Raw genomic sequence first — 25790 nt, 5'->3', positions numbered from 1 at the left:
GTTCAGGCGTTGGCTTCAGCCGCGGTTCCCGCACCTCGGCGTCGCAGAGCAGGCACCCGGGCCGGGTCCGGGGTCTCGTCCTGTCCGATGATGGTGAACCCGTTGTCCCGAATCAACGCGAGGTCTTCCTCGGCGGCCTGGCCTTCGGAGGTCAGGTAGTCGCCGAGGAAGATCGAGTTGGCCACCTGCAGCGCCAAGGGCTGGAGCGAGCGAAGGTGGATCTCCCGCCCTCCGGCCAGTCGGATTTCACGATCGGGGCAGACGAACCTGGCCGTGGCCACGATCCTCAGGCACTGAGCCGGTGTGAGGTTCCACTGTCCCTCCATCGGCGTCCCGTCGAAGGGGATGAGGAAGTTGATCGGGATCGAGTCCGAGTCCAACTCCCGCAGCGCGAAGAGTGCCTCGATCACCTGTTCGTCGCTCTCGCCCATGCCGACGATGAGTCCGCTGCACGGTGAGAGTCCCGAGGACTTGGCCTTTTCGATCGTGGCGGTCCGATCGGCATAGGTGTGCGTCTGCACGATCGTGTCGTGGAAGGATTCGGCCGTGTTGACGTTGTGGTTGTACGCGTCGGCACCGGCGTTCCGCAGCGTCTCGGCCTGGCCGTCTTTGAGTATGCCCAAGCAGGCACAGACCTCGACCTCGGGGTGTTCGTCCTTGAGGCCCGTGACGATGTCTCCGACCCGGTCGATGTCGCGCCGGCTCGGACCCCTGCCGCTGGCGACGAGGCAGACGCGTGAAGCGCCGCCGTCGATGCCCCGCCCGGCCTGGTCGAGGGCTTCGGACTTGCTCAGCCACGAGTACTTCAGGATCGGCGCGGTCGATCCGAGCGCCTGCGAACAGTAGTTGCAGTTCTCCGGGCAGAGTCCGGATTTGAGATCGACGAGTTAGTTGAGCTTGACCGTCATGCCGAAGTGTCGACGGCGGATCGTCGAGCCCGCCGCCACGAGGGCGAGCAGCTCCTCATCGCTGCTGGTCAGCAGTGACAGGGCCTGGTCTGCTGTGATCGGTGTGCCGTCGAGCACTGATTGTGCCAACGCGTCGAATCGTTCGGTCATAGATCTCGGCTCCTTCGTCGGGGTCAACGTTCGTCAGGGTCATCGTCTGCGCGATTTCCTGAACAGTGTTCAATAGACTAGCAGACGACAGACCACCGATGGACGAGGCATCGGAGTCCACCACGCATAGACTGCACAGTGGCGCAGCACCATCGCATGGTTGCGAGCACGATTCACCTGACGCACGACCGAGGGGACACAGTGGACACAGGCCGCAGTTCGAAGGCCGCAGCGATCGGACCCATCCGATCACGCGGTTGGGCCACGCATGGCGACGGCAAGACGATCCGACCCGGCGAGGCCGTCCTCCCCGAGGAGAGGCTGAGCTGGCCGAGAACGATCGGTATCGGCGCCCAGCACGTCATCGCCATGTTCGGTGCGACCTTCCTGGTGCCGCTGCTGACCGGATTCCCGCCCTCGACGACGCTGTTCTTCACCGCGATCGGCACGCTCCTGTTCCTCCTCATCACCAAGGGCATGATGCCCTCGTATCTGGGGTCCTCCTTCGGGCTGCTGGCCCCGATCGGTGCGGTCACCGGGTTCTCGGCCACTGCCGGCGAGGAGCTCGAACCACATGCCATGGCCCTGGCCCAGGGCGGGATCATCTCCGTAGGTGTGACCCTGGCCCTCGTCGGTCTCGTCGTCCACTTCGCCGGAGTCCGCTGGATCGAAGTGACGATGCCGCCGGTCGTGACCGGGGCGATCGTCGCCCTCATCGGCCTCAATCTCGCGCCCGCAGCCTGGGACTGGGTCAAAGAGGCCCCGCTGACGGCGGTCATCACCATCGTCGCCATCCTCCTGATCACAGTGCTGTTCAAGGGGATGCTCGGGCGGCTGTCGATCCTGCTCGGTGTGCTCATCGGCTATGGCGCGGCATGGCTGCAGGGACAGGTCGACTTCTCCACCATCGGCGGGGCCGCCTGGGTGGGACTTCCGAGCTTCCATGCCCCGGCCTTCGACCTCGGCTATCTCGGTCTCTTCGTTCCCGTCGTCCTCGTCCTCATCGCCGAGAACATCGGCCATGTGAAGTCCGTGGCCGCGATGACCGGACGCGATCTCGACCATCTCACGGGCCGCGCTCTCTTCGCCGACGGGATCTCCACCGTGGTGGCCGGCTCCGGAGGCGGCTCGGGTACCACCACCTATGCGGAGAACATCGGGGTCATGGCGGCCACCCGCATCTTCTCCACCGCCGCCTATCTGTGCGCGGCGATCATCGCCCTCGTCCTCAGCCTGCTGCCGAAGTTCGGTGAGATCATCGCCACCATCCCACCGGGAGTCCTTGGCGGTGCCGCCACGGTGCTCTATGGCATGATCGGACTGCTCGGTGTGCGCATCTGGGTGGAAAACCGCGTCGACTTCTCCAACCCGATCAACCTCAACACCGCAGCCGTCTCCCTCATCGTCGCGATTGCGAACTTCACGTGGGCACCGGGCGGACTGCAGTTCGAAGGCATCGCCCTGGGCACCGCCTCGGCGATCATCATCTACCAGGTGATGAAGGGAATCGCCCGGTGGCGCGGCACCGACCCGGACGCGCTCCTCCGCGACTCCTCCCCTGCCGATTCCCCACCCGCCGAGGCGGTCCAGGCCCACGAGGTGAGTGACCCGCCCGACCGTTGCTGAGTCCCGAAATTCCTCAGGTCCGAACCGCCGCTTCCCGCACACCATGCACATCGAATCGAAGGAGACACATCATGGTTGACACAACATTTCCAGCTCGCCGCAGCTCACGTCTGGCGGCCATGGCCATCGGCTCGGCACTCGCCGGGCTCTCGCTCTTCGCTGGTCCCGCCGCGCGGGCGGCTGACGGGCTCGGCGCCGGGGTCGTCGACGGCAATGCCGCAGACAAACCCGATCGGCTCGGGGCCGAATGCTCCGTTCCCGAGGCGGCGGATTCTGCGAAGGTCATCGTCGTCACGGGCACCGGAGGGTCGAAGGCCACGGTCAAGGCCTGCGAGAAGTGGGAAGGCGACTACTACTCCGCGCTCAGTGTCGACGGGTTCGTCGGCTACAACGGCATCGCCGCCGCGGGGAAGAAGAAGGAAGGCGACGGCAAGACTCCCTCGGGAGTCTTCGATATGGACTACGGCTTCGGCGTCAAGAGCGAGCCGAAGCAGTTCCACGGCGAGAAGTACGTCAAGGTCACCAAGGATCATGTGTGGGTCGACGGGGACGCCACGAAGAAGTACAACACCTTGCAGAAGAAGTCTGACGGGTATGCGGGCGAGTCGATGTACCAGACGCCGGCCTACGACTACGGACAGGTGATCGACTACAACCCGGAGGGAACACCCGGCAAGGGATCGGCGATCTTCCTCCACGTCAACACCGGAAGCGGCCAGACGGCCGGCTGCGTGTCGATGTCGCAGGCGAACCTGCTGAAGATCCTCGACTGGGAGGGCGAATCAGCGGTGCAGATGGCGATCGGTGCCTGAGGAGATCGTACGGTGGGCCCAGAGGGACTCGAACCCCCGACCCTCTCGGTGTAAACGAGATGCTCTAGCCAACTGAGCTATAGGCCCCACTGCGCACCTGAGAGCGTGCCTGTGCGCTCGATCAGTATGCCACAAGCGCCACCGTCAGACGAATCGGTGAGCGCTCGGACCGCCACCGGATCGGACTCTCGATCTGCGTCGGAATAGTGGCAGCCGGGTCAGGTGCTGCGCGAGAGCAGAAACGCGATCGTGGAGGCGAAGTCGGCCGCTGCTTCCTCCTCTGTCGCCGCTGTGGATGCGGACTCACCTTCCACGGCAGAGGCCGCGAAGAGGGCACGATTCTGTGCGATCGCCACCGCTCCGAGGGTCTGCACCATCACCGCATGGGAAGTCTCTCGGCCTAACCGTTCGGGTGCCAGAGCCACCGGCGTCGCTTCGGCCGCGTCAACCGAGTATCCCAGCAGCAGGATCTCTGCGCCGTCTCGGTACTTCAACAGCACCTCGCGCAGGGCGAGCACAGCCGCCAACGGGTCAGCGGTGACCGGCGCACGAGTGTCCACCTCCGCGGTGAGGCTCTGGGAGATAAGCACGAAGAGCGCCTGTTTGTCCCTGACATGCCAGTACAGCGCAGAGGGCTGGACCTCGAGTTCGCGGGCGAGTCTGCGCATCGACAGATCGCCGAGTCCGTAGCGCGAAAGGATGTCGAGGGCCGTGTTGGTGATGCTCTCGGCTGTCAGTGCCACTGAGACATTCCTTTCATTTGCTCATGGATGTGCGTCCCGATTTTTCAGATCGCGTTCCCCTCGCTATAGTAGTTGCTGGTCACGGGATATAGCGCAGCTTGGTAGCGCGCCTCGTTCGGGACGAGGAGGTCGTGGGTTCGAATCCCGCTATCCCGACCAATGTGGTGTCTCACGTCATCGTTCATTCGATGGCGTGGGACATTTCTCTTTTCCGCGCCGGGACGGTTTGAGATCAGCGTTCGGCGATGTCGGTTCGGATGGTCAGCAAGAATGCGGAGTCCTCGATCGCCGTGACCGAATGCCGTTGCGAGGGAATCATCACGAATTCTCCGGCGGGGTTCCTCCGCCTCGCTGTGGACCGGTGTCTCGTTCTGCGGCGACCGACGGCGCAACGTATGGTCCCCTGATGCTAGCTTAGGCAGACGAGCACAGAAACAAGAGCCGGAGGATGACCATGGCCGAAGAACCCATCATCGACGTGCGCGAGATTCCGAAACTGCAGCGCCATCCGCTCATCATCGCCGCCTTCGACGAACTTGAGGTCGGCACCGGTCTCATCCTCATCAGCGACCACGAGCCGAAACACCTGAGAACAGAGATGGAGAACGAATTCGCCGAGGCTATGGAGTGGGAGTCTCTCGACAGCGACGGCGAGGAATTCAGAGTCCGAATCAGCAGGTGCGCCGGAACTCCCGTACCTCGCATCGTCCTCGACGTCGACGACCTCGCCCCAACCACCGATGATCAGGGAGCCGAGATCTCAGGGTCGGTCTGGCAGCTGTCGCCGCAACGGCGCGACCTCGACGCCAATGTCATCTCTTTGGCTCCGGGCGGCGAGATCCGTGAGCACACCGGACCCGACCTCGATGTCCTCATCCACGTCCTTGATGGCGGCGGCGTCCTCGAGACCGAACTGAGCTCGATTCAGCTGCGACCCGGGCAGATCGTCTGGCTGCCCCGCCGTTCGCGCCGTCGGTTCAGTGCAGACAGGACCGCCGGGCTGCGCTACTTCGCGGTCCACCAGCGCAAGCAGGGCCTGAGCATCAGCTCACGGCCTTGAGGGACCTCCCCGCGATGCGTCATCCCGCGGGGAGAGGATCGTCCTCGCGGGCGAAGGCGAAAGCGATGAGCTCACGCAGCACGGCCTCGTCGATATCCTCGAGTCTCTTCACGTAGACGCAGCCCGCGCCCTCCGTGAAGGTGCCGAGCTCCGGCAGCAGAGCGGCGCCCTCTGCCACGTCCTTGAGACCGTAGAGAGACAGCTGTGCCTTCCGTGGAGAGAATCCGGTCTTCATCCAGATGCCGCGGGTGCGCGGATTGGACGGAGACACGTAGCGGAACTGCCCGTAGCCGACGATCGTCGGCCCCCACATCACGGGTTCGACCCGGGTGACCTCGGAGAATATTCGGCTAAGAGCCATTCCGTCCTCGCGTCGTCTGGCGGGAGTCGCCGCGGCGAGGAATGCCTCCACATCGGCATCGGTGGGCTGGGTCTTCGGGGCTGCCATGAGTCAATTATGCCCCCGAATCCCCGCGCCCCCGAGCCTATTTCCCGAACTCCTCCTCGATGACATCGAGGAGACCCAGGGCCTCGTCGTAGTCACCGCGCATCGACCAGTACGGAAGGTCATGGACCTGACCGGATTCGAACGCGGGGACTCGGTTATAGGGAGATTCGTCCTTGAGATCGTCGACGCCGATGTCGGGGGTGTTGAACCCGACGACGAAGACGGTCTCCGAGCGGAGCACTTCCGGCAGCACCTCCAATGACGGTCCGAACATGTCCCCACCGGCCGTGTAGGGTTCGATGTCGTTCTCAGCGAAGAGCGGCGCGGTGGTGAAGCCGAGCGGTTCGAGTTCGGCGGAGAGGCTTTTGCCCTCGATGAGGATGTACGGCGATGCCGGATCGTCGAGGCTGAGGATGGAGATATCACCCTCCGGCACCTCGATGTTCGCCTTCACCTCCTGCACACGCTCCTGATACGTGGATTCGAACGCCTCATACTCGGCCTTCTTCCCCAGCACCTCGTCGGCGAGGAAGGAGAACTGGTCCTGCCACGTCTGCTTCTCACCGGAGACGATGACCGTCGGGGCCACCTCGGCGAGGCGCTCATAGGCATCGGTGGCATGTTTGAGGGGGAAGCCGATGCCCCCGGCGATGATGAGGTCGGGCTCGGCGGCGATGATCGCTTCGAGGTCGAAGCCGTCGTTGCTCCACGGCAGGAATTCGGTGCCCTGTGCTTCCGCCTTGTGCTTCCAGAACTGGGAGAACTCGCCGTCGGTATCAGTCACCTCCGGTGTTGTCGCCACCACAGGCTCATCGAGATCGTAGAGATACCCGGCCAGGGCGTAGTTGAGCACGACGATGCGCTGCGGATCAGCCGGCACCTCAACCTCGCCCTGCTCCATGGACACGGTGCGAGTCTCTGCGGACGAGGTCTCGGCTGGGGCAGGACTCTGCCCTGAACAGCCGGCGAGCAGGAGACCGGACACGGCGATGAGGGCGCCGAGACGGCGAAGACGGAACATAGACCACCTCTGTGAGAGCGAAAGGGCACGAACGTGGGCCCGATCGTGACTACAATCGGACAACATAGACGAGCCTAACCAAACCACTAGCCCCACCTTCGACAGAGGCGACATCATCTTCCGACCAGTGCGACACGATCTGCTCCGCTCGACCGAGCCCGGCCACGCCACCGAACGTCCCGTGGTTCTGGATGGTCATGACTTCCATTCCCACGACTATCCCCTGCTCATCCACGTCGTCAGCGGATCGGTCGAGGTCGGAATTCGCCGAGGCGGTGCCGTGGAACACGTGTCGCTGAGCGCCGAATCGAACCTCTGGATGGCCGCCGGACTCTCCCACTCGGTGACCATGCGCCGGGAGAGCATCATGCTCGGTCCCAGGCTCTCTCCCGAGACCGAACCTCCCAACGGCTACCTTCACCTCCCCCGCTCCCCGGCCATCCGAGAGACCGCGCTGCTCGTCCTTGCTGCCTCCCCCGCCGATGAGTCCGAGCGACTGCCGTTCCGGCGGGCCTTCGACGCCGTGCTCCAAGCTCTGCTCGTCGACGACTTCTACATCCCCGAACCCGATCACCGCACTGTCGCGGCCATCGTCGACGACCCTGTATCGCTGCTCGTCCCCCTCAAGGAACTCGCGACCAGACACGCAATGAGCCCACGCCACCTCGAACGTCTGCTCAAAGACGAACTCAGCTTCTCCTTCCTCGCGTGGAGGACACGTAAGAGGCTCAATCTTGCGCTGCGGCGCATCCGCGCAGGGACCTCGGTGCCCGCGGCCGCACGCACGGTCGGCTATGCGGGAGCAGACGGCCTGATCAAGGCCGCCAGCCGAATGACAGGGCTGAGTCGGGCCGAACTCTCCCCGACCCCGCGGAAGCCGTCCGCACATGGAGGGACTCCTCCGGTCACGTCCCATCGGGAATCCAGGCCGAGCCGTCCTCTACCCGGTAGATGAGATTGGTGCGGGTGTGCGCCACTGCCGGATACCGGGTCAGATAGTCGAGGACGAAGGATTGCACCGCCTCGGTGTCGGTGGCGACGATATGCAGCAGATAGTCGTCGGCCCCGGCCATGTGATACATCCGCACCACCCCCGGGAACCTGGGTGCGGCAGCGGTGAAGGCGTCGATCTCGGCGCGGTCGTGCTTGGCCAACCGGATCGAGATCAGAGCCTGCAGCGGAATCCCCAGCGCCGAGGTGTCGACGTCGACGCTGAAACCCCGAATCACCCCAAGCGACTTGAGCCGCTTGAGCCTGAGGGACACGGTCGATTCGGAGATGCCGACGGCGGCGGCGAGGGCGGTGCCGGAGGCTCGGGCGTCCTGGCTGAGTTCGCCCAGCAGTCTGCGGTCGATGTCATCGAGTTCGACTTTCTGCGACATGCCTCACAGTCTCCCACACGCTCATGCAGAATCTTCGACACGATCGACGACTGGCACAGGACCTTGAGGATCGATTGCACCTCTTCGCAGAACTGGATTGAATGCCACCATGACCTCACTGCACCCTGAAACCCGAATGGTCCACGGCGGAATGGACGGCCTCACCGAGGCGGGCGTCCATGTTCCGGCCATCGATCTCTCCACCACGAACCCCGTCACCGACATCAGCACCGGAGGCGAGTCCTACGAATCGCTGGCCTCCGGCAACGCGCTCAAAGACGGCGACTCCGCGGTCTACCAGCGGCTGTGGCAGCCGGGTGTGGCACGCTTCGAATCCGCGCTCGCCGAACTCGAGCACGCTGAGGAAGCGGTCGCCTTCGCCACCGGCATGGCGGCACTCACCGCGACCCTCCTTGCGGCCGTCAAAGCCGGCACACCGCACATCGTCGCCGTCCGGCCCCTCTACGGCGGCAGCGACCATCTCCTCGAATCCGGACTGCTCGGCACCACGCTGACCTGGGCACGCGAGGAAGACATCGCCTCGGCGATTCAGGAGGACACGGGACTCGTCATCGTCGAGACTCCCGCGAACCCGAGCCTCGACCTCGTCGATCTCGACGCCGTCGTCGCGGCGGCCGGGGACGTTCCCGTCCTCGTCGACAACACCTTCTGCACCCCAGTTCTGCAGCAGCCCATCAAGCACGGTGCGGCCCTCGTCCTCCATTCGGCCACGAAGTACCTCGGCGGACACGGAGACGCCATGGGCGGAATCATCGCAACGGATTCCGCCTGGGCAACAAGACTGCGGCAGGTCAGGTCGATCACGGGTGCGCTCCTGCACCCGATGGGCGCCTACCTCCTGCACCGCGGACTGCGGACCCTGGCCGTACGGATGCGCGCGGCTCAGGCCACAGCCGCGATGCTGGCCGAGCGGCTGCAGTCACACCCGCAGATCGCGCAGGTCCACTACCCCGGACTGCCCGGCAGCGATGATCGGGGGCTGCTGGGCCGGCAGATGTCCGGCGGAGGCGCGATGATCGCCCTCGACCTGGCCGGAGGATTCACCGCGGCCAGGACCTTTGTCGAGAACTGCTCACTCATCGTCCACGCCGTGTCCCTCGGCGGAGCGGACACACTGATCCAACATCCGGCGTCACTGACGCACCGCCCGGTGGCGGCGACAGCCAAACCCGGCGACGGTCTTGTCCGCCTCTCCGTCGGGCTCGAACACGTCGATGACCTCGCCGAGGACCTGTTCTCCGCACTCGACTCCATCCGGTCCGTCGCCTGAGGTTCATCCCGGCGCAGATCTGCTATTGACCTTGACGTCGCGTCAACTTCTAGGCTGGTGGTCATGGACTGGTCCATACAGGAAACAGCGCGATTGACGGGCACGACGAGCCGAACCCTGCGTCACTATGACGCGATCGGCCTGCTGCCGCCCACGACCATCGCCGCGAACGGATACCGTCACTACGACGAAGCAGCCCTGGTGCGTCTGCAGCGCATCCTGCTGCTGCGGGACCTCGGCCTGCCCTTGGCACAGATCGCCGAGGTGCTCGACCGAACCGATGACCCGATCGCGGCGCTGTCGAAGCATGTGCAAGTGCTCGGACGCGAGCGTGAGCGCATCGAGCGGCAGATGGCGTCCGTCACCGCGACCATCACACGATTGGAAGCAGGTGAACTTCTGATGGCAGAGGAGATGTTCGATGGCTTCGACCATCGAGAATACGAACAGGAAGTCACGCGGCGCTGGGGCGCCGAGGCCTATGCGCGGTCCGACCGTTGGTGGACCGGGCTCAACGAGACTGAACGGAAGGAGTGGAAGGCGCAGGTGAGTGCGCTCAGTGATGATTGGATCGCCGCCGCCGAGGCGGGGGCCTCCCCCGAGTCGCAGCGTTGCCAGGGTCTGGCCGACCGGCATATCGAGTGGCTGCGCTCGGTGCCGGGCACACCTGCCCATGAGTCAGAGGAGGCGCTCGCCGGCTACGTGCGCGGGCTGGCCGAGATGTATGTCAGTGATCCCCGGTTTGCCGCGAACTACGGCGGAACCGCAGGTGCCGAACTCGTCAGAGACGCTTTGGCCCACAGGCTCGAGGCCATGGGGCGCTGAGTGCCGATGGCCGGCGCGGAACGCCTGCCTGCTGGTGCAGGCAGCTGAGCTGCCGGTTCAGGACTGCTGGTCCAGGGCCCGTCGGATCTTCTCGGCGGGCCCTTCCAGCTGTTCGGGGGTCTGCATCGGCGCCCGGTCGCTGATGTCGAAGTCATCCATGGAGTTCGTCGGCAGCACGTGCACGTGCAGATGGGGCACCTCGTAGCCGACGACGAGCACTCCGATCCTCTCGCAGCCGAACGCCTCCTTCTGCGCGCGCCCGATCCGTCGGCTCACAGAGGTGAGATGAGCGAGCAGCTCCTCATCGGCGTCGATCCAATGGGAGATCTCCTCCCGCGGGACGACCATGACGTGACCTTCGGTCATCGGTGCCACATCGAGTATGGCGACGCAGACATCGTCTTGGTAGACGAAGGTGCCGGGAATCTCTCCGTCGATGATCTTCGTGAACAGAGTGGCCATGTGTCATTCCTCCTTGAGGGTGCCGCCGGAGCGTTCGACGCCGACGGCTGCGCGAATTGTCCTCACAGGCTCCCAAGCGCCGCGGCAACGTCCTCGCTGAAATCGCGGGTGCTGCTGCGGGCGACCTGTCGTCCACTCACGATCGTACCGCCTGGAGCAATGGCGAACACTGCCCGTTCGGCGACCCCGTGATCGGAGTCGAAGGCACCGTAGGCACGAGCCACCTGACCATGCGGCCAGAAGTCCGAACCGAGTTCGATGTCGACCCCTGCCGCATCCGACCAGGCTGCGAGGGTGTACTTCGAGTCCACCGAGACCGCCAGCAGAGACACCGCACGGTCCTGCTCTCTCGTCTCGGACTGCAGGCGAGTCAGCTGGCCGATCTCGTCACCGCAGATCGGTGAGAACGCGAAGGGGACGAAAGCGAGCACCACCGCGGAGCCGTGGACAGCCTCGGCGAGGTGGAAGGTCGATCCGTGCTGGTTCGGGACCGTGAAATCCGGGGCCCTATCACCGGGCCGCAGGATCATGAATAGTTCTTCTTGCCCACAAGTCGGAAGCCCGCCCAGTCCTCGGCCGCACTCACGGTCGAGGTCACATGCATCCCGGCGGTGGGGGCCGCTTCTGAGATGTCTGCGGGGCTGATGTGGCCGGGGCGGCTGGCCTTCGGGGAGAGGAGCCAGACGACTCCCCCGTCCTTGAGGGTCGCCTGGGCGTCGACGAGACCATCGATGAGGTCATCATCGTCGGACCGCCACCACATGAGAATGACGTCGAAGACATCATCGACATCACCATCCGCGATCTTGTCACCGATGATGGTTTCGATCGCCTGACACAGTTCCAGGTCGACATCGTCGTCGTAGCCGATTTCTTGCACATAGTCTCCCTTGACCAAGCCCAGGTTGTGGCCCAGCTCGCTCGGGAGGGTCGACGTGGAAGATGTCCTTTCAGAAGCGGAGTTGCTCATGCCCTTATTGTTCCGTCAACTGTGGTCAAGGCGCAAATATCGGCGCGTCAAGACGGTCCAAGCGAAGCCAAACGCCACCGAAGAGCACACATCCGTCAGGCAGATCACAAACTCTCGGCCCAGCGAAGTTCGCATGGGAGGACTAGGCTGAAGGAAGTATCGGCTGAACTCTGGGTTCGCGCATCCTGCGGATCGCAGACCAACCGATGAGCATGATCTCTACACCAAAGAAGATCGTGGAGCAGAAGAGAGGACCACACCGTGGACAATCGGAAACAGGGCGGACCGATTCTCAATGGGCTGCCCAGCCAGGTGCCCGACGTCGATCCGGAGGAGACCGAGGAATGGTTGGCCTCCCTCGACGGACTCATCGACGAGGGCGGCCGCTCACGGGCACGCTACGTCATGCTGAGGATGCTCGAACGCTCCCGGCAGAAGCAGATCGGCGTCCCCAGCCTCACAGCCACCGACTACGTCAACACCATCGGCCCGGAGAACGAACCCTGGTTCCCCGGCGACGAAGAGGTCGAACGCCGCTACCGGCGCTGGAACCGCTGGAACGCCGCCATGCTCGTCCACCGCGCACAGCGGCCCGGAGTCGAGGTCGGCGGACACATCTCCACCTACGCCTCCTCGGCGACGCTCTACGAAGTCGGCCTCAACCACTTCTTCCGCGGCAAGGACCACTCCGGCGGCGGTGACCACATCTTCTACCAGGGCCATGCCTCTCCCGGCATGTACGCCCGCGCCTACCTCGAAGGCCGGATGAGCGGCGATGAGCTCGACGGCTTCAGGCAGCAGCAGTCGCACTTCATCGACGGCAAGCCCAACGGCCTGCCCTCCTATCCGCACCCGAGGCAGCTCGAACACTTCTGGGAGCACCCGACGGTGTCGATGGGTCTGGGACCGATGAACGCGATCGCGCAGGCGCAGTTCGACAAATACCTGCACAACCGCGGCATCAAGGACACCTCCCAGCAGCAGACCTGGGCCTTCCTCGGTGACGGAGAGCTCGACGAGCCGGAAAGCCGCGGCATGCTCCACGTCGCCGCCTATGAGGAGCTCGACAACCTCAACTTCGTCATCAACTGCAACCTGCAGCGCCTCGACGGACCGGTCCGCGGCAACGGCAAGATCATTCAGGAGCTCGAAGCCTACTTCCGCGGCGCCGGATGGAACGTCATCAAGGTCGTTTGGGGACGCGAATGGGACGCCCTGCTGGCCAAGGACCGCGACGGTGCGCTCGTCAACCTGATGAACGCGACTCCCGACGGCGACTACCAGACCTACAAGGGAGAGTCCGGCGGCTTCGTCCGGGACAACTTCTTCGGTCGGGATCCGCGCACCAAGGCGATGGTCGAGAACTACAGCGACGAGCAGATCTGGCAGCTCAAGCGCGGCGGCCACGACTACCGCAAGGTCTATGCGGCGTACAAGGCGGCCTTCGAGCACACCGGTCAGCCGACCGTCATCCTCGTCAAGACCGTCAAGGGATACTCGCTGGGACCCCACTTCGAGGCCCGCAACGCGACGCACCAGATGAAGAAGATGACCGTCGACGACCTCAAGCTCGCCCGCGATCACTTCCAGATCCCGATCTCGGACAAAGAACTCGAGGAGAACCCGAAGCTGCCCCCGTACTACCATCCGGGAGTCGACGCTCCTGAGATAAAGTACCTGCAGGAGCGTCGCGCGGCGCTCGGCGGCTACTCACCGGAGAGGCGCAGCACCTACGTCGATCTCAAGCTTCCCGATGACAAGGCCTTCGAGGCCGGCAAACGGGGATCGGGCAAGCAGACGATCGCGACCACAATGGGCTTCGTCCGCGTGCTCAAGGACCTCATGCGCGACAAGGAGTTCGGCAAGCGCATCGTCCCGATCATTCCCGACGAGGCCCGGACCTTCGGAATGGACTCGTTCTTCCCGACGGCGAAGATCTACAACCCGCACGGCCAGAACTACATCTCCGTCGACCGGGACCTGTTCCTCGCCTACAAGGAGTCCACGGACGGACAGCTGCTCCACGTCGGCATCAATGAGGCCGGCGCGACCGCGGCACTGACCGCGGTGGGCACCTCGTACGCCACTCACGGCGAGCCGATGATCCCGTTCTACATCTTCTACTCGATGTTCGGCTTCCAGCGCACCGGCGACTTCTTCTGGGCAGCCGGCGACCAGATGGCTCGCGGATTCGTCCTCGGTGCCACCGCCGGCCGGACCACTCTGGTGGCCGAGGGTCTGCAGCATGGTGACGGTCATTCGCACCTGCTCGCTTCGACCTACCCCTCGGTGGTCTCCTACGATCCCGCCTACAGCTACGAGATCGCCCACATCGTCCGCGACGGCATCCACCGGATGTACGGTCCCGAAGACGGTCGGGATCCCAATGTGCTCTACTACCTGACGATGTACAACGAGCCGATGGTCCAGCCCGCCGAACCGGAGGGCCTCGATGTCGACGGTGTGCTCAAGGGCATGTACCTGCTCAAAAAGGGACCTGAGAACGGCGGACCGAAGGTTCAGCTGCTGGCATCCGGTGTGGGTGTGCCGTGGGTGCTCGAAGCCCAGGAACTGCTCGATCAGGACTGGGGCGTCTCGGCCGATGTGTGGTCGGTGACCTCGTGGACCGAGCTGCGCCGCGACGGCATCAACGCAGAGAACGACCGGCTGACGAATCCCGATGCCGAACCGCGTGTGCCCTATGTGACCGAGAAGATGGCAGAGGCCGACGGTCCCGTCATCGCCACCTCGGACTACATGCGCGCGGTGCCCGACCAGATCCGCCAGTATGTGCCCAGCCACTTCACCTCCCTGGGCACCGACGGCTATGCGATCTCGGACACCCGTCCTGCGGCACGCCGCTACTACCTCGTCGATGGTCCGTCCGTCGTCACGCAGGCACTGATCTCGCTCGCCGACACCGGTGCCCTGTCGATCGACAAGGCCGCCGAGGCGGCGAAGAAGTACCAGCTCGATGATGTCCGCGCCGGCGCCTCCGGTTCCACGGAGGGCGCGGGAGCCTGATCCGCTGACCGTCCGCGCGCAGCACTGACGTTCTGCGCACACCGCAGATATGGCAGCGCACACCGCTGATATGGCCGGAGTCATGAAGACTCCGGCCATATTTGTCGTTTCGGCCAAGTCTTTGTATGTCGCTGACAAGACCATTGTCCTCGATCATCTAAAGTGGTGACCATGTCGACTGATGCCGAGACCCTTCGCCGTCGCGCCGAGACCGCACGCCGGCTGCGCGCAGGAGTAGGTGTGCTCTCCACTGTCACCCTGCAACGACTCGATCAGCGCCTCCCCTGGTATCGCAGCATGTCCTCCTCCGATCGGTCGTGGGTCGGCCTGCTCGCCCAATCCGGCATCTCGTCGTTCATCGACTGGTACCGCAAGCCCGATACGAATCTTCGGGTCGTCTCCGACATCTTCAAGACCGCTCCCCGGGATCTCATCCGCTCGATCAGCCTGCAGCAGACCCTGCAGCTGCTCAAGGTCGTCGTCGAAGTCGTCGAGGAACGAGTGCCGGACATCGCCCGCTCGGCCGAGCAGCCGGCCCTGCGTGAAGCCGTGCTCATCTACTCCCGGGAGATCGCCTTCTCCGCGGCCGATATCTACGCCCGGGCCGCCGAGGCGAGGGGAAGCTGGGACGCCCGCCTCGAGGCCATGGTCGTCGATGCCCTCGTTCGCGGCGACTCCGTGGATGAGCTCGCCAGCCGCACCGCGGCTTTCGGCTGGCAGTCCGAGGGGCCGGTGAGCGTGATCGTCGGTCGCGCCCCGCAGCGATCGGCGAAGAAGGGCCTCGACGTGATTCGGCGCAAGGCGCGCAGGTGGGCCGATGATGCACTTGTGGGCATCCATGAGAACCGTCTGCTCATCGTCCTCGGTGCGGTGGCCGACCTGGACGCGGCGGTCGAGGAGCTCTCCGACTGCTTCGGTCCCTCCGAGGTGATCCTCGGACCCAGCGTGCCGACCTTGGCCGAAGCCGCCACCTCGGCGCGGGCGGCGATCAGGGCACTCAAGGCGGCTACGGCCCGTCCCGATTCGCCGCGTCCGGTCAGGGCCGACGAACTCCTTCCCGAACGCGCCCTGTCCGGTGACCAGGTGGCGCTGCGGGAGCTCATCCGCCGCTACTACGAACCTCTCACCTCGGGGACCGGGCAGCTGCTCAAGACCGTGAGCGCCTATGTCGAGTTCGGCTCCTCACTCGAGGCCACGGCCAAGGCGCTGTCGGTGCACCCGAACACCGTCCGCTACCGCTTACGCAAGATCACCGAGGTCATCGGCCTCGATCCGACGCTTTCGCGTGACGCCTTCGTCATCCACATCTCATTGGTCTATGGCCGACTGTCGGAGGAAGGGCTATTGTCGAACAGCGACAAAACACAGTGAGCACCGCGAACCATCCGATAGATTGAACAGCGAAACCGAGCGAAAAGAGAACTGAGTGCTAGCTATCACGTGCCCGGGTCAGGGCGCCCAGAAATCGGGTTTTCTGAGTTCCTTCCTGGAACTCGACGCCTTCTCCGCGCAGATCGACGAACTCTCGACAGCCTCGGGAATCGATCTTCGTCTGCACGGTACCGAATCCGACGATGAGACGATCAAGGACACCGCCCTGGCGCAGCCTCTGCTCGTCGCCTCGGCGATCGCCTGCGTTGCAGAACTGGGCATCACCCCGAACTACGTCGCCGGTCACTCGGTCGGTGAGATCGCCGCCGCCCAGATCGCCGGAATCCTCTCACCCGCCGATGCGATGCGCTTCGTCGCCGTCCGCGGTGCAGGCATGGCCGCGGCCGCCGCAGCCACCCCGACCGGAATGTCGGCCGTCGTCGGCGGCGAGCCCGATGATGTGCTCGCCGCGCTCGAAGCCGCGGGTGTCAGCCCCGCCAACATCAACGGCGGCGGACAGACGGTCGCCGCCGGATCCCTCGACGGCCTGAACACCCTCGCGGAGAATCCGCCCGAGCGGGCCCGTGTGATCCCCCTGCCTGTGGCCGGTGCCTTCCACACCGACTACATGGCTCCGGCCACCGCGGAGCTCACCGCCACCGCCTCGGGACTCGAGGTCTCCGACCCCACGGTGTCGATCCTGACGAACTCCGACGGCACCGTCGTCACCGAAGGGCGGGACTACCTCGAGCGCCTCGTGAAGCAGGTGACGAATCCGGTGCGCTGGGACCTGTGCCAGGAGACGCTGCTCAATGCCGGGACCACCGGGATGATCGAACTCGTTCCCGGCGGCACCCTCACCGGAATCGCCCGTCGCGCCATGAAGGGCGTGGAGACATTTGCCATCAAGTCAGCCGCCGACCTCGACGGTGCGCGTGAGTTCGCTGCGGCCCACGCCTGAGAATCGAAGGAAGACCACCATGCCAACACTGAAGACCGCGGAGACGGGACGCTTCTCCACCATCGCCGGCATCGGCGCCTACCGGGCCGAGAACCTCGTGACCAACGATGACATCGCCGGACCGATCAACTCCTCGGACGAATGGATCCGTCAGCGCACGGGCATCATCACGCGCCGTCGGGCCAGCAAGGACGTCGGCGTCCTCGACATGTGCGAAGAAGCCGCGCTGGAGGCCATCGCCTCCTCCGGGCTCAAGCCCGAGGACATCGGCGGAATCATCATCTCCACCGTCACCTTCCCGTACTTCACCCCTTCAGCCGCCTCGGCGTTGACCGATCGCCTGGGCACCGGCCCGGTGCCGGCATGGGACATCAGCGCCGCCTGCGCAGGCTACTGCTACGGCATCGCCCAGGCCGACGCGCTGGTGCGGGCCGGAACGATGGACAACGTGCTCGTCATCGGTGCGGAGAAGCTCTCCGACGTCATCGATCCCGAGGACCGTTCGATCTCCTTCATCCTCGGTGACGGTGCTGGAGCCGTGGTCGTCACCTCTGCCGATGAGCCCGGCATCTCGAAGACCGTGTGGGGTTCGAAGGGCGAGAACTGGTCGACCATCCGGATGACCGAATCGCTCATGGACATCCGCGATGATCGCGATCTGCCCTTCCCGACGCTGCGGCAGGACGGCCCGACCGTCTTCCGCTGGGCCGTCTGGGACGGCGCCGAAGTCGCCAAGGAGGCTCTTGCGGCGTCCGGCGTTGAGGCGTCCGATCTGGCCGCGTTCATTCCCCACCAGGCGAACATGCGCATCATCGACGAATTGGCCAAGCAGCTGAAGCTGCCCGAGTCCGTCGTCATCGCCCGCGACATCGCCGACAACGGCAACACCTCGGCGGCCTCGATCCCGCTGGCCACCGAGCGACTGCTGCGTGAGCAGCCCGAACTCAGCGGAGGATTGGCTCTGCAGATGGGATTCGGAGCCGGACTCGTCTACGGTGCACAGGTGATCCGCCTCCCATGAACGGGCGCATTCGCGGAAAACTCGCCGTGAATGTCCTAAGATATTCGGCGGGACACTCGTCGAAAAGTTCCTCAACCGGCCGATCAACCCTCGGCTGACACTAGAAAGTAGGATAGAAATGGCATTCACCGAAGCTGAAGTCCTCGCCGGACTCGCAGAGATCGTCAACGAAGAGACCGGCCTGGCCGTCGAAGCTGTCGAGGCCAACAAGTCGTTCACCGACGACCTCGACATCGATTCGATCTCGATGATGACCATCGTCGTCAACGCCGAGAAGAAGTTCGGCGTCAAGATCCCCGATGACGACGTCAAGGACCTCGTCACCGTTCAGGACGCTGTCGACTACATCAACAAGGCCCAGGAGGCCTGAGCAGAACTGCCGTACACGGCCCGTCCACCGACGGGCCGTGTCCACACCTATCGACGAGGTTTGTACCATGACACCTAAAGTTGTCGTCACCGGGATCGGTGCGGTAACCCCACTGGGCGCAACGGCCGATGCCACGTGGCAAGCCATTCTGGCCGGCACGTCCGGCGTTCACACGATGGACAACGATTGGTCGGAGAAGTACGGCCTCGCCGTCGACTTCGCGGCCCAGGTCGACCCACAGGTGGTGACCGAGAATCTCAAGCGGGTTCAGGCCAAGCGCCTCGATCCCTCCAGCCAGTTCGCCCTCATCTCCGCTCGTGAGGCCATGGCCGATGCCGGTCTCGAGGAGACCGATCCCGACCGGACTGCAGTGTCCTGGGCGACGGGAATCGGCGGAGTCTGGACTCTCCTCGATGCATGGGACACCCTGCAGGAGGAAGGACCGCGTCGCGTCATGCCGCTGACGGTACCGATGCTCATGCCCAACGGTCCCGCTGCGGCGATCGGCATGGACTTCAAGGCCCGTGCCGGCGTCCAGACCATGGTCTCCGCGTGCGCCTCGTCGACAGAGAGCCTCGGACACGCCTACGACGTCATCGCCTCCGGGCGAGCAGACGTCGTCATCGCCGGCGGTTCGGAGGCTGCGATCCATCCGATCACCCTGGCCGCCTTCAACTCGATGCAGGCGCTGTCCCGTCGCACGGATTCGCCCGAGACGGCCTCGCGTCCCTATGACGTCGACCGTGACGGCTTCGTCATGGGTGAGGGCTCCGGTGCTCTCATCCTTGAGACTGAAGAGCATGCGAAGGCGCGTGGTGCCAAGATCTACGCCGAGGTGGCTAGCTGGGGCATCTCCAACGATGCCTACCACATCACCGGCGGAGAGCCCGAGGGCAAGCACGCGCTGCGTGCCATGCAGCAGGCACTCGACGCGGCCGATCTCGGTGCCGGAGACATCAAGCATGTCAACGCGCACGCGACCTCGACGCCCGTCGGTGACATTCCGGAATCTCTGGCGATCACCGAGCTGCTCGGTTCGAACGTCGGCGATGCGCTGGTCAGCGCCACGAAGTCGATGACCGGCCACCTCCTGGGCGGCACCGGTGCGGTCGAGTCGATCCTCACCGTCAAGGCTCTCGAGACCCGCACCGCTCCCCCGACGATCAACATCGACGAGGTGGATCCGAAGGTGGTGGGCATCAACATCGTCCGCGACACTCCGGCCGAGCTGCCCTCCGGTGACATCGCCGCCATCTCGAACTCGTTCGGGTTCGGCGGGCACAACGCCGTCGTCGCGTTCAAGTCCGTGTGATCGATACGTTTTGCGGCTGATCGCGAGCTGAAGCTCGCTATCGAATCGCGACCGCAGAGGGCCCCAGCTCGATGAGCTGGGGCCCTCTCGCGTGCGGCGGCCAGGCGATACCTCACAGCGTCGTGTGCGTCTTGGCCAGTCGTGCGTCGAGCGCGTCGCGGCCGGTCGAGCGTCCTGCGCCGGGCCCGGGAGTTTCCACGCGTCACCGCTGGGTAGATGTCCATACGCTGCGGACAAGTGCAGTGCGCTGGGTTTTCTGGCAAGCGATTGCCACCCAGCACAGGCCGGCAGACCCTTGGATGGCTGCGAACGCACAATGAGCCATGGGCACACCGGAGGTAGAGCGGTGTGCCCATGGCAATGTGAAGCGCAATGCAGCCGCCGAGGTGGCTGTGCCGCAAGGACGGCAGTGCAGGTGGTGAGTCAGCCGACCTTGGTCAGCCAGCGGACCGGAGCGCCTTCGCCGGCGTGGCGGAAGGCATCGAGTTCCTCGTCCCAGGCCTCGCCGAGCGCCAGGGTCATCTCTGCGGAGAACTTCGCGGGATCACCTGCGGCGCGTTCCATGACCGAGCGGATGCGATCCTCAGGGACGAGGATGTTGCCGGCCGTGTCGGTCACCGCGTGGTAGATGCCGAGGTCGGGTGTGTGGCTCCAGCGCCCACCGTCGACTCCGGCAGAGGGCTCCTCGGTGACTTCATAGCGCAAGGAGTCCCATCCGCGCAGTGCGGATGCAATGCGGGCACCCGAACCTGCGGGCGCGCGCCAGCAGACTTCGGCGCGCACAAGGCCAGGCGCTGCCGGCTGGGGTGTCCAGTCGAAGCGTGCTTGCGCACCGATTGCCCCACCCGCTGCCCATTCAATATGTGGGCACAGCGCGCGAGGTGCTGAGTGGACGAAGAGTACGCCCTGTGTCATATCCATTTGTGCCTCCTACCTCGGATACGTCTTCCCCTACGATCCGAAAGGAGGTACTCAGGCCATGATAGCTGACGATCGCACCCACGCCAAGCACCAAAGACGCTGGTGATGTCGGGTATCTGTGAGGATCGCTTGATCGACGTTAGGCTGTGGAGATGGGCAAGGATGACATACGCGAGAAAGCACCACTTGAGATAGTCCGGTTGTTCCCCGACTATGCGCATACTGTGGTCTGGCTCGACCAGCCGATCCGCTACCGGGAGACAGGGCTGACGAGCGGACTCGTCGACGATCTCGACGCGTGGGAGCAGTCCTACTACGACTCGCTCACGGATGACATCGAGTGGGTGTCCTTAGCTGCCGCCCGTGCATACACGGTGGAGGGTACGCGACTCGCACATCGTGTCGCCGCCGAGGTGGGGCCGCGCTTCGTTGTCGAGTTCGCATCTTACGAGGATGCCGCCGACACTGTGCGAGTGCGATCGGAGCATCCAACCGAGAACCCCGAGGCAGAGAAAGCTTTCACGAAGCTGTTCGACGAGATCGATGCCGAGGACCGTGAAGCTGCCAAGGTCAGGAGCAGTCCAGACGGAGAGACGATCGCATACGCTCCGATGTCGAACACTGTCTTCAACCCGAATTCGAACCTGCAGACCGAGGCTGGGCCCGATACGGAATGACAACGGTGCGTCAGCGATTGGCCCATGTCAAAGTGGTTCCTGGTGCCCCCGGCCGGACTTGAACCGGCGACCAAAGAATTATGAGTTCCCTGCTCTGACCAGCTGAGCTACGGGGGCGAGCCGAAACAAGATTAGCACCATAGTCGCCGGGGTTCCCATTTCAGACGGGCGCGCGGACCGCCGGTCACCGCACCTGAGACTCAGTTCCCGGAATTCAACGGCGAGATCCGCGTCAGCACGCTGCGTGCGGCGTCGACACAGGTGTACCTCTCGGTGGTGATGTACACGTCGTAGACGATCTGACCGTCACTGCCGGGGTCATTGCGTTTCGAGGCGGCGACCAGTCCTGACCAGTCCGGACCGACCACGACGACCCCGTGCTCGTTGCGCATCGGGTCGGAGGCGTCCACGACTCCGGTCCGCACCCCAGGGATGGGCGGGCCGTCGAATCCGCCGGAGAACATCGCGGTCAGCCCCACGGTGTCGCGGATCTTCTCGTAGCGAAGTCGGGTCGGTTCGGAGAATGTCTCGTCCTCCCCGAAGACGCCGAGGGTGATCGTCGCCGTCCCGGAAGCCAGTGCGCGTTCCTCGAGGGCGGCGATCTGCGCGACGAGAAGCTCGCGATTCATCACCAAGGGCTCGCGGCGCAGCCCCTGCGCAATCGAGTACGGAGTGCCCAGCGCCGGCAGATTGCGCGAATGATGATCGATCAATCCGTCTTCGATGGGATCCCGGAAGGGCTCCGGCTCCTTCGTCGCCCCACCGAAATAGGGGCCCGACATGTACCTGGCGCCCAAGGCCCGCACCCGATCGAGATCGTCTTCTGACTCCACACCTTCGGCCATGATCACGGCGCCGGTGCGTTCGAGGTGGGCATGGAGGAGCCGGTTGAGTTCGGCCAGATGCGAATCGCAGTCGATGCGCAGCACATCCGGATGGAGGCCGACCACGGACGGGTTGACCAAGGGCACGAAAGCGGTGCTGCGCAGATCTGCGCCGACCGAGGACATGCCGACGCCCCACCCCATGGAGCGAGCCTGGCGGACGGCGCGGAGAACCGCGGCGGGAGACGAGCTCACCCGGGAGGCGTCGAGCTGGAGGATGACCGAACGGTCCGGTTCGGCAGTGCGGTCCTCGAGAGTCGCGAACGACTCCGCTTCCGCGTGCAGGAACAGTCGGTTGGAATTCGGCAGTCCCGCCGCCTCGGCGGTCCGCAGCGCTGTGGCACGCAGGGAGGCGTCGATATCGCCGATCATCGCCGAAGAGTGCATCGACTCCCGGAGATTCTCCGACTCGGCGCGACCGACCACCGGATCATCGACCGGTGCCTGAAGGATCTGATACCCGACCTTGCCGAAGGTATAGACATCGACGACGGGAGCGAAATAGGTCTCGATGCCGCCGGAGCGCACAAGGTCCTCGAGTGCGAAGTCCTGATCGGGTGCCTGAACCACCATATGTCCTTCCATGGGCAAACGTGCGTTCACAGTCTTCCATATGGGGACAGACTCAATTGTCTAAAAACCGTAACATTATTGCGCTCAGAGCTGAGGGAAACACGAACCTCGCCGAGGTGGCCGAAGGCTCAGCGACGCGGCTTCCGACCGCGTCGAACCTCCACCACACCGACGATTCCGGCGAGGATCACGATGACCGCAATGGCGATGAACGAGGCGATCATGCCGATGTTCCAGTCACTGACCGCGGTGACCGCGAAGGCCAGAGCCGTCATGATGGCCAAGCCCATCGAGGTGCCGATTCGCTGTCCGGTCTGCAGCACTCCCCCGGCGGAACCGGCGTAGCGCAACGGCACGTCCTGCAGCGTCAGCGTCTGGTTGGGACTGATCACCATGCCCTGTGCGGCCCCGATGAAGACGAGGCTGAGCAGCATCCACCATTCGCTGCCGATGCCCTGCGAGACGAGGTAGACCACGAGGATCGTGGAGACGAGTCCGAGCAGACAGGTGACGATCCCCCAGACGACGAGGCGGCGGCCGACCTGGAAGACGAACCGGCCGGAGACGTCGGCGGAGACCGCAGAAACCAGGGCCGCAGGCAGACCGATCATGCCCGCCGCCAACGCCGTATGCCCGAGGCCTTGCTGCATGTACATCGCGACGAGAACCCAGACACTGGTCACGCCCATGAAGTAGAGGGCGATGATGATCGACCCGTTGCTGAAGCTTCTGATCTTGAACAGATTGAGATCGACCATGGGCGGACGTCCCCGTGCCGCGTAGCGCCGCTCCCACTTGGTCCAGAAGACGAGAGTGAGCAGACCCACCGGCAGTGCCAGCCACACGAACCATCCGAGCGACGACTCGACGAAGGGCAGCAGGACGAGCAGCACCGCGACGCCGAGGAGGATCACACCGACGGGATCGAGGTCCCGGTTCCTCTTCTCCTCCTGCGCCTCGATCGGACGCCAGGCACCTGTCGGCAGCCACTGCCTGGCCAGGATCAGGGCGAGCACCGCGAAGGGGACATTGACGAGGAACGAGGCTCGCCATCCGAAGTCCTCACCGAAGATCGTGATGAGAATCCCCCCGAGGACCGGGCCGATCGCCACCGACAGTCCGACGGTGGTGCCCATCATCCCGAAGGCGCGGCCGCGTTGGGGACCCTGGAAGTACTGCTGGAGGAGACCGACGACCTGGGGGTTGAGCAGACCGGAGCCGAGTCCCATAAGCACACGGGCGATATTGAGAGTCAGTGGGCCGGGCGCGATCCCGGCGACGAGTGATGAGAGACCGAACAGGCCGACGCCCATCATGAACAGCTGTCCCCTGCCGAAGACGTCTCCGGCACGGCCGGCAGCGACGAGGACGACGCCGAAGGACAGCGCATAGCCGGTGAGAACCCACTGGAGCGCCGAGGATGAGGCCCCGAGGTTGTCACCGATGGCCGGGAGGACGACATTGATGATCGACACCGAGAGCAGGGACATGAACAGTGGGACGAGGCCGATGAGGAGGATCCGCCTCTGCGTCACTGTCATGCGCGAACGCTCGGTCACGTCACCACCCCTTCACGATTCGGGCTCGATACGCCCCTGCGAGCAGCCTCGTCGATACCCTCTGATTTTTCTGCAAGTCGGACTGTTTCATCATACGGTGTCGTTCGCCCAGACCTGCATGACCGTGACATATCGGCCGGCAGCCCCCAGTCGGTGGGGCAGCAGATGCTCGACAGCGTGCGTCTCAGAACGAGGTGCCGGTGGCGGGTCCTTCGGTGTTGGGCTTCCACCCCAGAGCAGGGGCGACGTGCTCGGCGAAGGACTCGAGGATGTGGAGGTTGTAGTCGACGCCGATCTGACTCGGAATCGTCAGCAGAACGGTGTCTGCCTCCTCGACGGCGACATCGGCCTTGAGCTCCTCGATGAGACGATCCGGTTCACCGGCATAGGTGCGGCCGAAGGTCGAACGGGTGTCGTCGATGATGCCGATCTGGTCGCCCTCGGCACCGGACCGCCGGCCGAAGTAGAGATCATCGAGATTCGTCGTGATCGGGAAGATGGACCGACTCACGGACACCCGGGGTGTCCAATCATGACCGGCCGCTGTCCACGCTGCGCGATAACGTTCGATCTGCTCCCGCTGGAGCTCGGCGAAGGAGGCACCAGTGGCTTCGGTCAGCAGGGTCGAACTCATCAGGTTCACCCCCTGCTCGGCCGCCCACTCAGCGGTCGAACCCGAGCCGGCGCCCCACCAGATTCGCCGGTCGAGACCGGGCGAGTGCGGCTCGATGCGCAATCGGCGTCCGGGACCGAACTGGGCCGGATCGGCGGGCGTCATCTCTTCGCCCCGCACGGCCGCCACGAACGTCGAGAACTTCTCCCGCGCCATGTTCGCGGCCTTGGGCTCGGTGGGGTCGGTGTAGCCGAAGGACTCCCACCCGCGCAGCGCCGGTTCCGGTGATCCCCGACTGATTCCCAGCGCCACGCGCTGATCGGAGAGAAGATCGAGCGCGGCGGCCTCCTCGGCGAGGTAGAGAGGGTTCTCGTAGCGCATATCGATGACCCCGGTACCGACCTCGATGCGTGAGGTCTTCGCGGCGATGGCCGAGAGCACCGGCATCGGCGAAGCCGCCTGCTCTGCGAAGTGATGGACCCGGAAGTATGCACCGTTGACGCCGATCTCATCGGCACCGACCGCGATGTCGACGGCCTGTTTGAGCGCCTCCTTCGCGCCGTAGCCTCCGGGTGCACTGCCTGCCCCGTAATGTCCGAAACTCAAGAATCCGAATGACTTCATATTCCTGCCAACCTGGTTGATGCTTCAAGTATTCCTTGCGGACGGAAGACCCCGGGCACGACGAAAGCCCCGTCCTGAACGGACGGGGCCTTGGCGGCTCCCCCGGCTGGGCTCGAACCAGCGACCCTTCGATTAACAGTCGAATGCTCTGCCAACTGAGCTACGGAGGAACGTCGCAGTGA

Annotated in this window: 24 protein-coding genes, 4 tRNA genes and 1 pseudogene; 14 read left to right on the top strand and 15 right to left on the bottom strand. The window is 64.5% G+C overall.

Translation table 11 applies throughout. The annotated features are described in order from the left end of the window. Positions 1-56 precede the first annotated feature (56 nt). Positions 57-1058: pseudogene (gene bioB / locus CV023_RS02840) on the bottom strand (biotin synthase BioB); the annotation flags it as partial. 201 nt (positions 1059-1259) lie between these two features. Between bioB and CV023_RS02835 the strand changes: the two are divergent. Then, on the top strand, positions 1260-2684 hold the full coding sequence (locus tag CV023_RS02835) for a uracil-xanthine permease family protein (RefSeq protein ID WP_442859911.1): 1425 nt from the start codon (positions 1260-1262) through the stop codon (positions 2682-2684). 71 nt (positions 2685-2755) lie between these two features. Continuing rightward, a complete protein-coding gene (locus tag CV023_RS02830) occupies positions 2756-3496 on the top strand; it encodes a L,D-transpeptidase family protein (protein ID WP_230743942.1) in 741 nt (246 codons plus the stop codon). 13 nt (positions 3497-3509) lie between these two features. On the opposite strand, the gene CV023_RS02825 is transcribed toward CV023_RS02830, so the two are convergent. Next, a tRNA-Val gene (locus CV023_RS02825) sits at positions 3510-3583 on the bottom strand. A gap of 131 nt (positions 3584-3714) precedes the next feature. Next, the gene (locus CV023_RS02820; RefSeq protein WP_230743941.1) at positions 3715-4239 is read right to left on the bottom strand and encodes a TetR family transcriptional regulator; all 525 of its coding nucleotides are present in this window, start codon (positions 4237-4239) and stop codon (positions 3715-3717) included. Between the two features lie 82 nt (positions 4240-4321). On the opposite strand from CV023_RS02820, the gene CV023_RS02815 reads away from it, so the two are divergent. Both CV023_RS02815 and CV023_RS02810 read left to right on the top strand, forming a co-directional pair. Further along, positions 4322-4398: transfer RNA gene (locus CV023_RS02815), tRNA-Pro, on the top strand. A gap of 295 nt (positions 4399-4693) precedes the next feature. Further along, positions 4694-5299, top strand: a complete 606-nt coding sequence (locus tag CV023_RS02810) for a DUF2249 domain-containing protein (RefSeq protein WP_230743940.1) — start codon at positions 4694-4696, stop codon at positions 5297-5299. Positions 5300-5318: 19 nt separating this feature from the next. Here the strand turns inward: CV023_RS02810 and CV023_RS02805 are convergent, their stop codons facing one another. Both CV023_RS02805 and CV023_RS02800 read right to left on the bottom strand, forming a co-directional pair. Next, on the bottom strand, positions 5319-5747 hold the full coding sequence (locus tag CV023_RS02805) for a DUF1801 domain-containing protein (RefSeq protein WP_230743939.1): 429 nt from the start codon (positions 5745-5747) through the stop codon (positions 5319-5321). A gap of 37 nt (positions 5748-5784) precedes the next feature. Continuing rightward, positions 5785-6768 (bottom strand): ABC transporter substrate-binding protein, encoded by a 984-nt coding sequence (locus tag CV023_RS02800; protein WP_230743938.1) that lies wholly within the window; start codon positions 6766-6768, stop codon positions 5785-5787. 127 nt (positions 6769-6895) lie between these two features. Between CV023_RS02800 and CV023_RS02795 the strand changes: the two genes are divergently transcribed. After that, positions 6896-7723: an AraC family transcriptional regulator gene (locus tag CV023_RS02795; protein ID WP_230743937.1), complete on the top strand. Its 828-nt coding sequence runs from the start codon at positions 6896-6898 to the stop codon at positions 7721-7723. Here CV023_RS02795 and CV023_RS02790 read toward each other — a convergent pair. Beyond that, a complete protein-coding gene (locus CV023_RS02790) occupies positions 7674-8150 on the bottom strand; it encodes an Lrp/AsnC family transcriptional regulator (RefSeq protein WP_230743936.1) in 477 nt (158 codons plus the stop codon). The two genes, CV023_RS02795 and CV023_RS02790, sit on opposite strands and share 50 nt — an antisense overlap. Before the next feature lie 109 nt (positions 8151-8259). Here CV023_RS02790 and CV023_RS02785 point away from each other — a divergent pair, with 109 nt between their 5' ends. Continuing rightward, positions 8260-9441, top strand: a complete 1182-nt coding sequence (locus tag CV023_RS02785; protein ID WP_230743935.1) for a trans-sulfuration enzyme family protein — start codon at positions 8260-8262, stop codon at positions 9439-9441. Positions 9442-9504: 63 nt separating this feature from the next. Continuing rightward, positions 9505-10266, top strand: a complete 762-nt coding sequence (locus CV023_RS02780) for a MerR family transcriptional regulator (RefSeq protein ID WP_230743934.1) — start codon at positions 9505-9507, stop codon at positions 10264-10266. Positions 10267-10323: 57 nt separating this feature from the next. Here the strand turns inward: CV023_RS02780 and CV023_RS02775 are convergent, their stop codons facing one another. The 3 genes from CV023_RS02775 to CV023_RS02765 all read right to left on the bottom strand — a co-directional run bounded on the left by CV023_RS02775 (position 10324) and on the right by CV023_RS02765 (position 11698). Then, complete coding sequence (locus tag CV023_RS02775; RefSeq protein ID WP_230743933.1) at positions 10324-10728, bottom strand: HIT family protein; 405 nt, start codon at positions 10726-10728, stop codon at positions 10324-10326. Positions 10729-10790: 62 nt separating this feature from the next. Beyond that, complete coding sequence (locus tag CV023_RS02770) at positions 10791-11258, bottom strand: redoxin domain-containing protein (RefSeq protein ID WP_230743932.1); 468 nt, start codon at positions 11256-11258, stop codon at positions 10791-10793. Continuing rightward, complete coding sequence (locus CV023_RS02765; protein ID WP_230743931.1) at positions 11255-11698, bottom strand: DUF3052 domain-containing protein; 444 nt, start codon at positions 11696-11698, stop codon at positions 11255-11257. Before CV023_RS02765 ends, CV023_RS02770 begins: the two co-directional genes overlap by 4 nt. 261 nt (positions 11699-11959) lie before the next feature. Between CV023_RS02765 and aceE the strand changes: the two genes are divergently transcribed. The 6 genes from aceE to CV023_RS02735 all read left to right on the top strand — a co-directional run bounded on the left by aceE (position 11960) and on the right by CV023_RS02735 (position 19757). Then, positions 11960-14722 carry a pyruvate dehydrogenase (acetyl-transferring), homodimeric type gene (aceE, locus tag CV023_RS02760; protein WP_230743930.1) on the top strand — a complete coding sequence of 921 codons (2763 nt, stop codon included), beginning with the start codon at positions 11960-11962 and terminating at the stop codon, positions 14720-14722. 171 nt (positions 14723-14893) lie between these two features. After that, entirely contained in the window at positions 14894-16093 is a 1200-nt protein-coding gene (locus tag CV023_RS02755) for a PucR family transcriptional regulator (RefSeq protein WP_230743929.1), read from the top strand. Positions 16094-16148: 55 nt separating this feature from the next. Further along, entirely contained in the window at positions 16149-17054 is a 906-nt protein-coding gene (locus CV023_RS02750) for an ACP S-malonyltransferase (RefSeq protein WP_230743928.1), read from the top strand. A 19-nt stretch (positions 17055-17073) separates the two neighbouring features. Continuing rightward, positions 17074-18075, top strand: coding sequence for a beta-ketoacyl-ACP synthase III (locus CV023_RS02745; protein WP_230743927.1), 1002 nt, complete (start codon positions 17074-17076; stop codon positions 18073-18075). A gap of 118 nt (positions 18076-18193) precedes the next feature. Continuing rightward, positions 18194-18445 carry an acyl carrier protein gene (locus CV023_RS02740; protein ID WP_009882400.1) on the top strand — a complete coding sequence of 84 codons (252 nt, stop codon included), beginning with the start codon at positions 18194-18196 and terminating at the stop codon, positions 18443-18445. Positions 18446-18512: 67 nt separating this feature from the next. Next, positions 18513-19757: a beta-ketoacyl-[acyl-carrier-protein] synthase family protein gene (locus CV023_RS02735; RefSeq protein WP_230743926.1), complete on the top strand. Its 1245-nt coding sequence runs from the start codon at positions 18513-18515 to the stop codon at positions 19755-19757. A 423-nt stretch (positions 19758-20180) separates the two neighbouring features. On the opposite strand, the gene CV023_RS02730 is transcribed toward CV023_RS02735, so the two are convergent. Next, a complete protein-coding gene (locus tag CV023_RS02730; protein ID WP_230744382.1) occupies positions 20181-20672 on the bottom strand; it encodes a DUF3145 domain-containing protein in 492 nt (163 codons plus the stop codon). Between the two features lie 158 nt (positions 20673-20830). Between CV023_RS02730 and CV023_RS02725 the strand changes: the two genes are divergently transcribed. After that, positions 20831-21355, top strand: a complete 525-nt coding sequence (locus CV023_RS02725; protein WP_230743925.1) for a hypothetical protein — start codon at positions 20831-20833, stop codon at positions 21353-21355. Between the two features lie 40 nt (positions 21356-21395). Here CV023_RS02725 and CV023_RS02720 read toward each other — a convergent pair. The 5 genes from CV023_RS02720 to CV023_RS02700 form a co-directional block, all read right to left on the bottom strand. Continuing rightward, positions 21396-21472: transfer RNA gene (locus CV023_RS02720), tRNA-Ile, on the bottom strand. Between the two features lie 83 nt (positions 21473-21555). Next, positions 21556-22812, bottom strand: a complete 1257-nt coding sequence (locus CV023_RS02715) for an EAL domain-containing protein (protein ID WP_230743924.1) — start codon at positions 22810-22812, stop codon at positions 21556-21558. A gap of 128 nt (positions 22813-22940) precedes the next feature. Beyond that, positions 22941-24353, bottom strand: coding sequence for an MFS transporter (locus CV023_RS02710; protein WP_230743923.1), 1413 nt, complete (start codon positions 24351-24353; stop codon positions 22941-22943). A 202-nt stretch (positions 24354-24555) separates the two neighbouring features. Then, positions 24556-25608 (bottom strand): LLM class flavin-dependent oxidoreductase, encoded by a 1053-nt coding sequence (locus CV023_RS02705; RefSeq protein ID WP_230743922.1) that lies wholly within the window; start codon positions 25606-25608, stop codon positions 24556-24558. A gap of 97 nt (positions 25609-25705) precedes the next feature. Further along, positions 25706-25778, bottom strand: a tRNA-Asn gene (locus tag CV023_RS02700). Positions 25779-25790: the final 12 nt, after the last annotated feature.

Source organism: Brevibacterium sp. CCUG 69071, from assembly GCF_021023135.1.
Lineage (GTDB): Bacteria > Actinomycetota > Actinomycetes > Actinomycetales > Brevibacteriaceae > Brevibacterium.
Note: the sequence above shows the minus strand (reverse complement) of the source record. Positions and strands in the feature narration are given on the sequence as shown.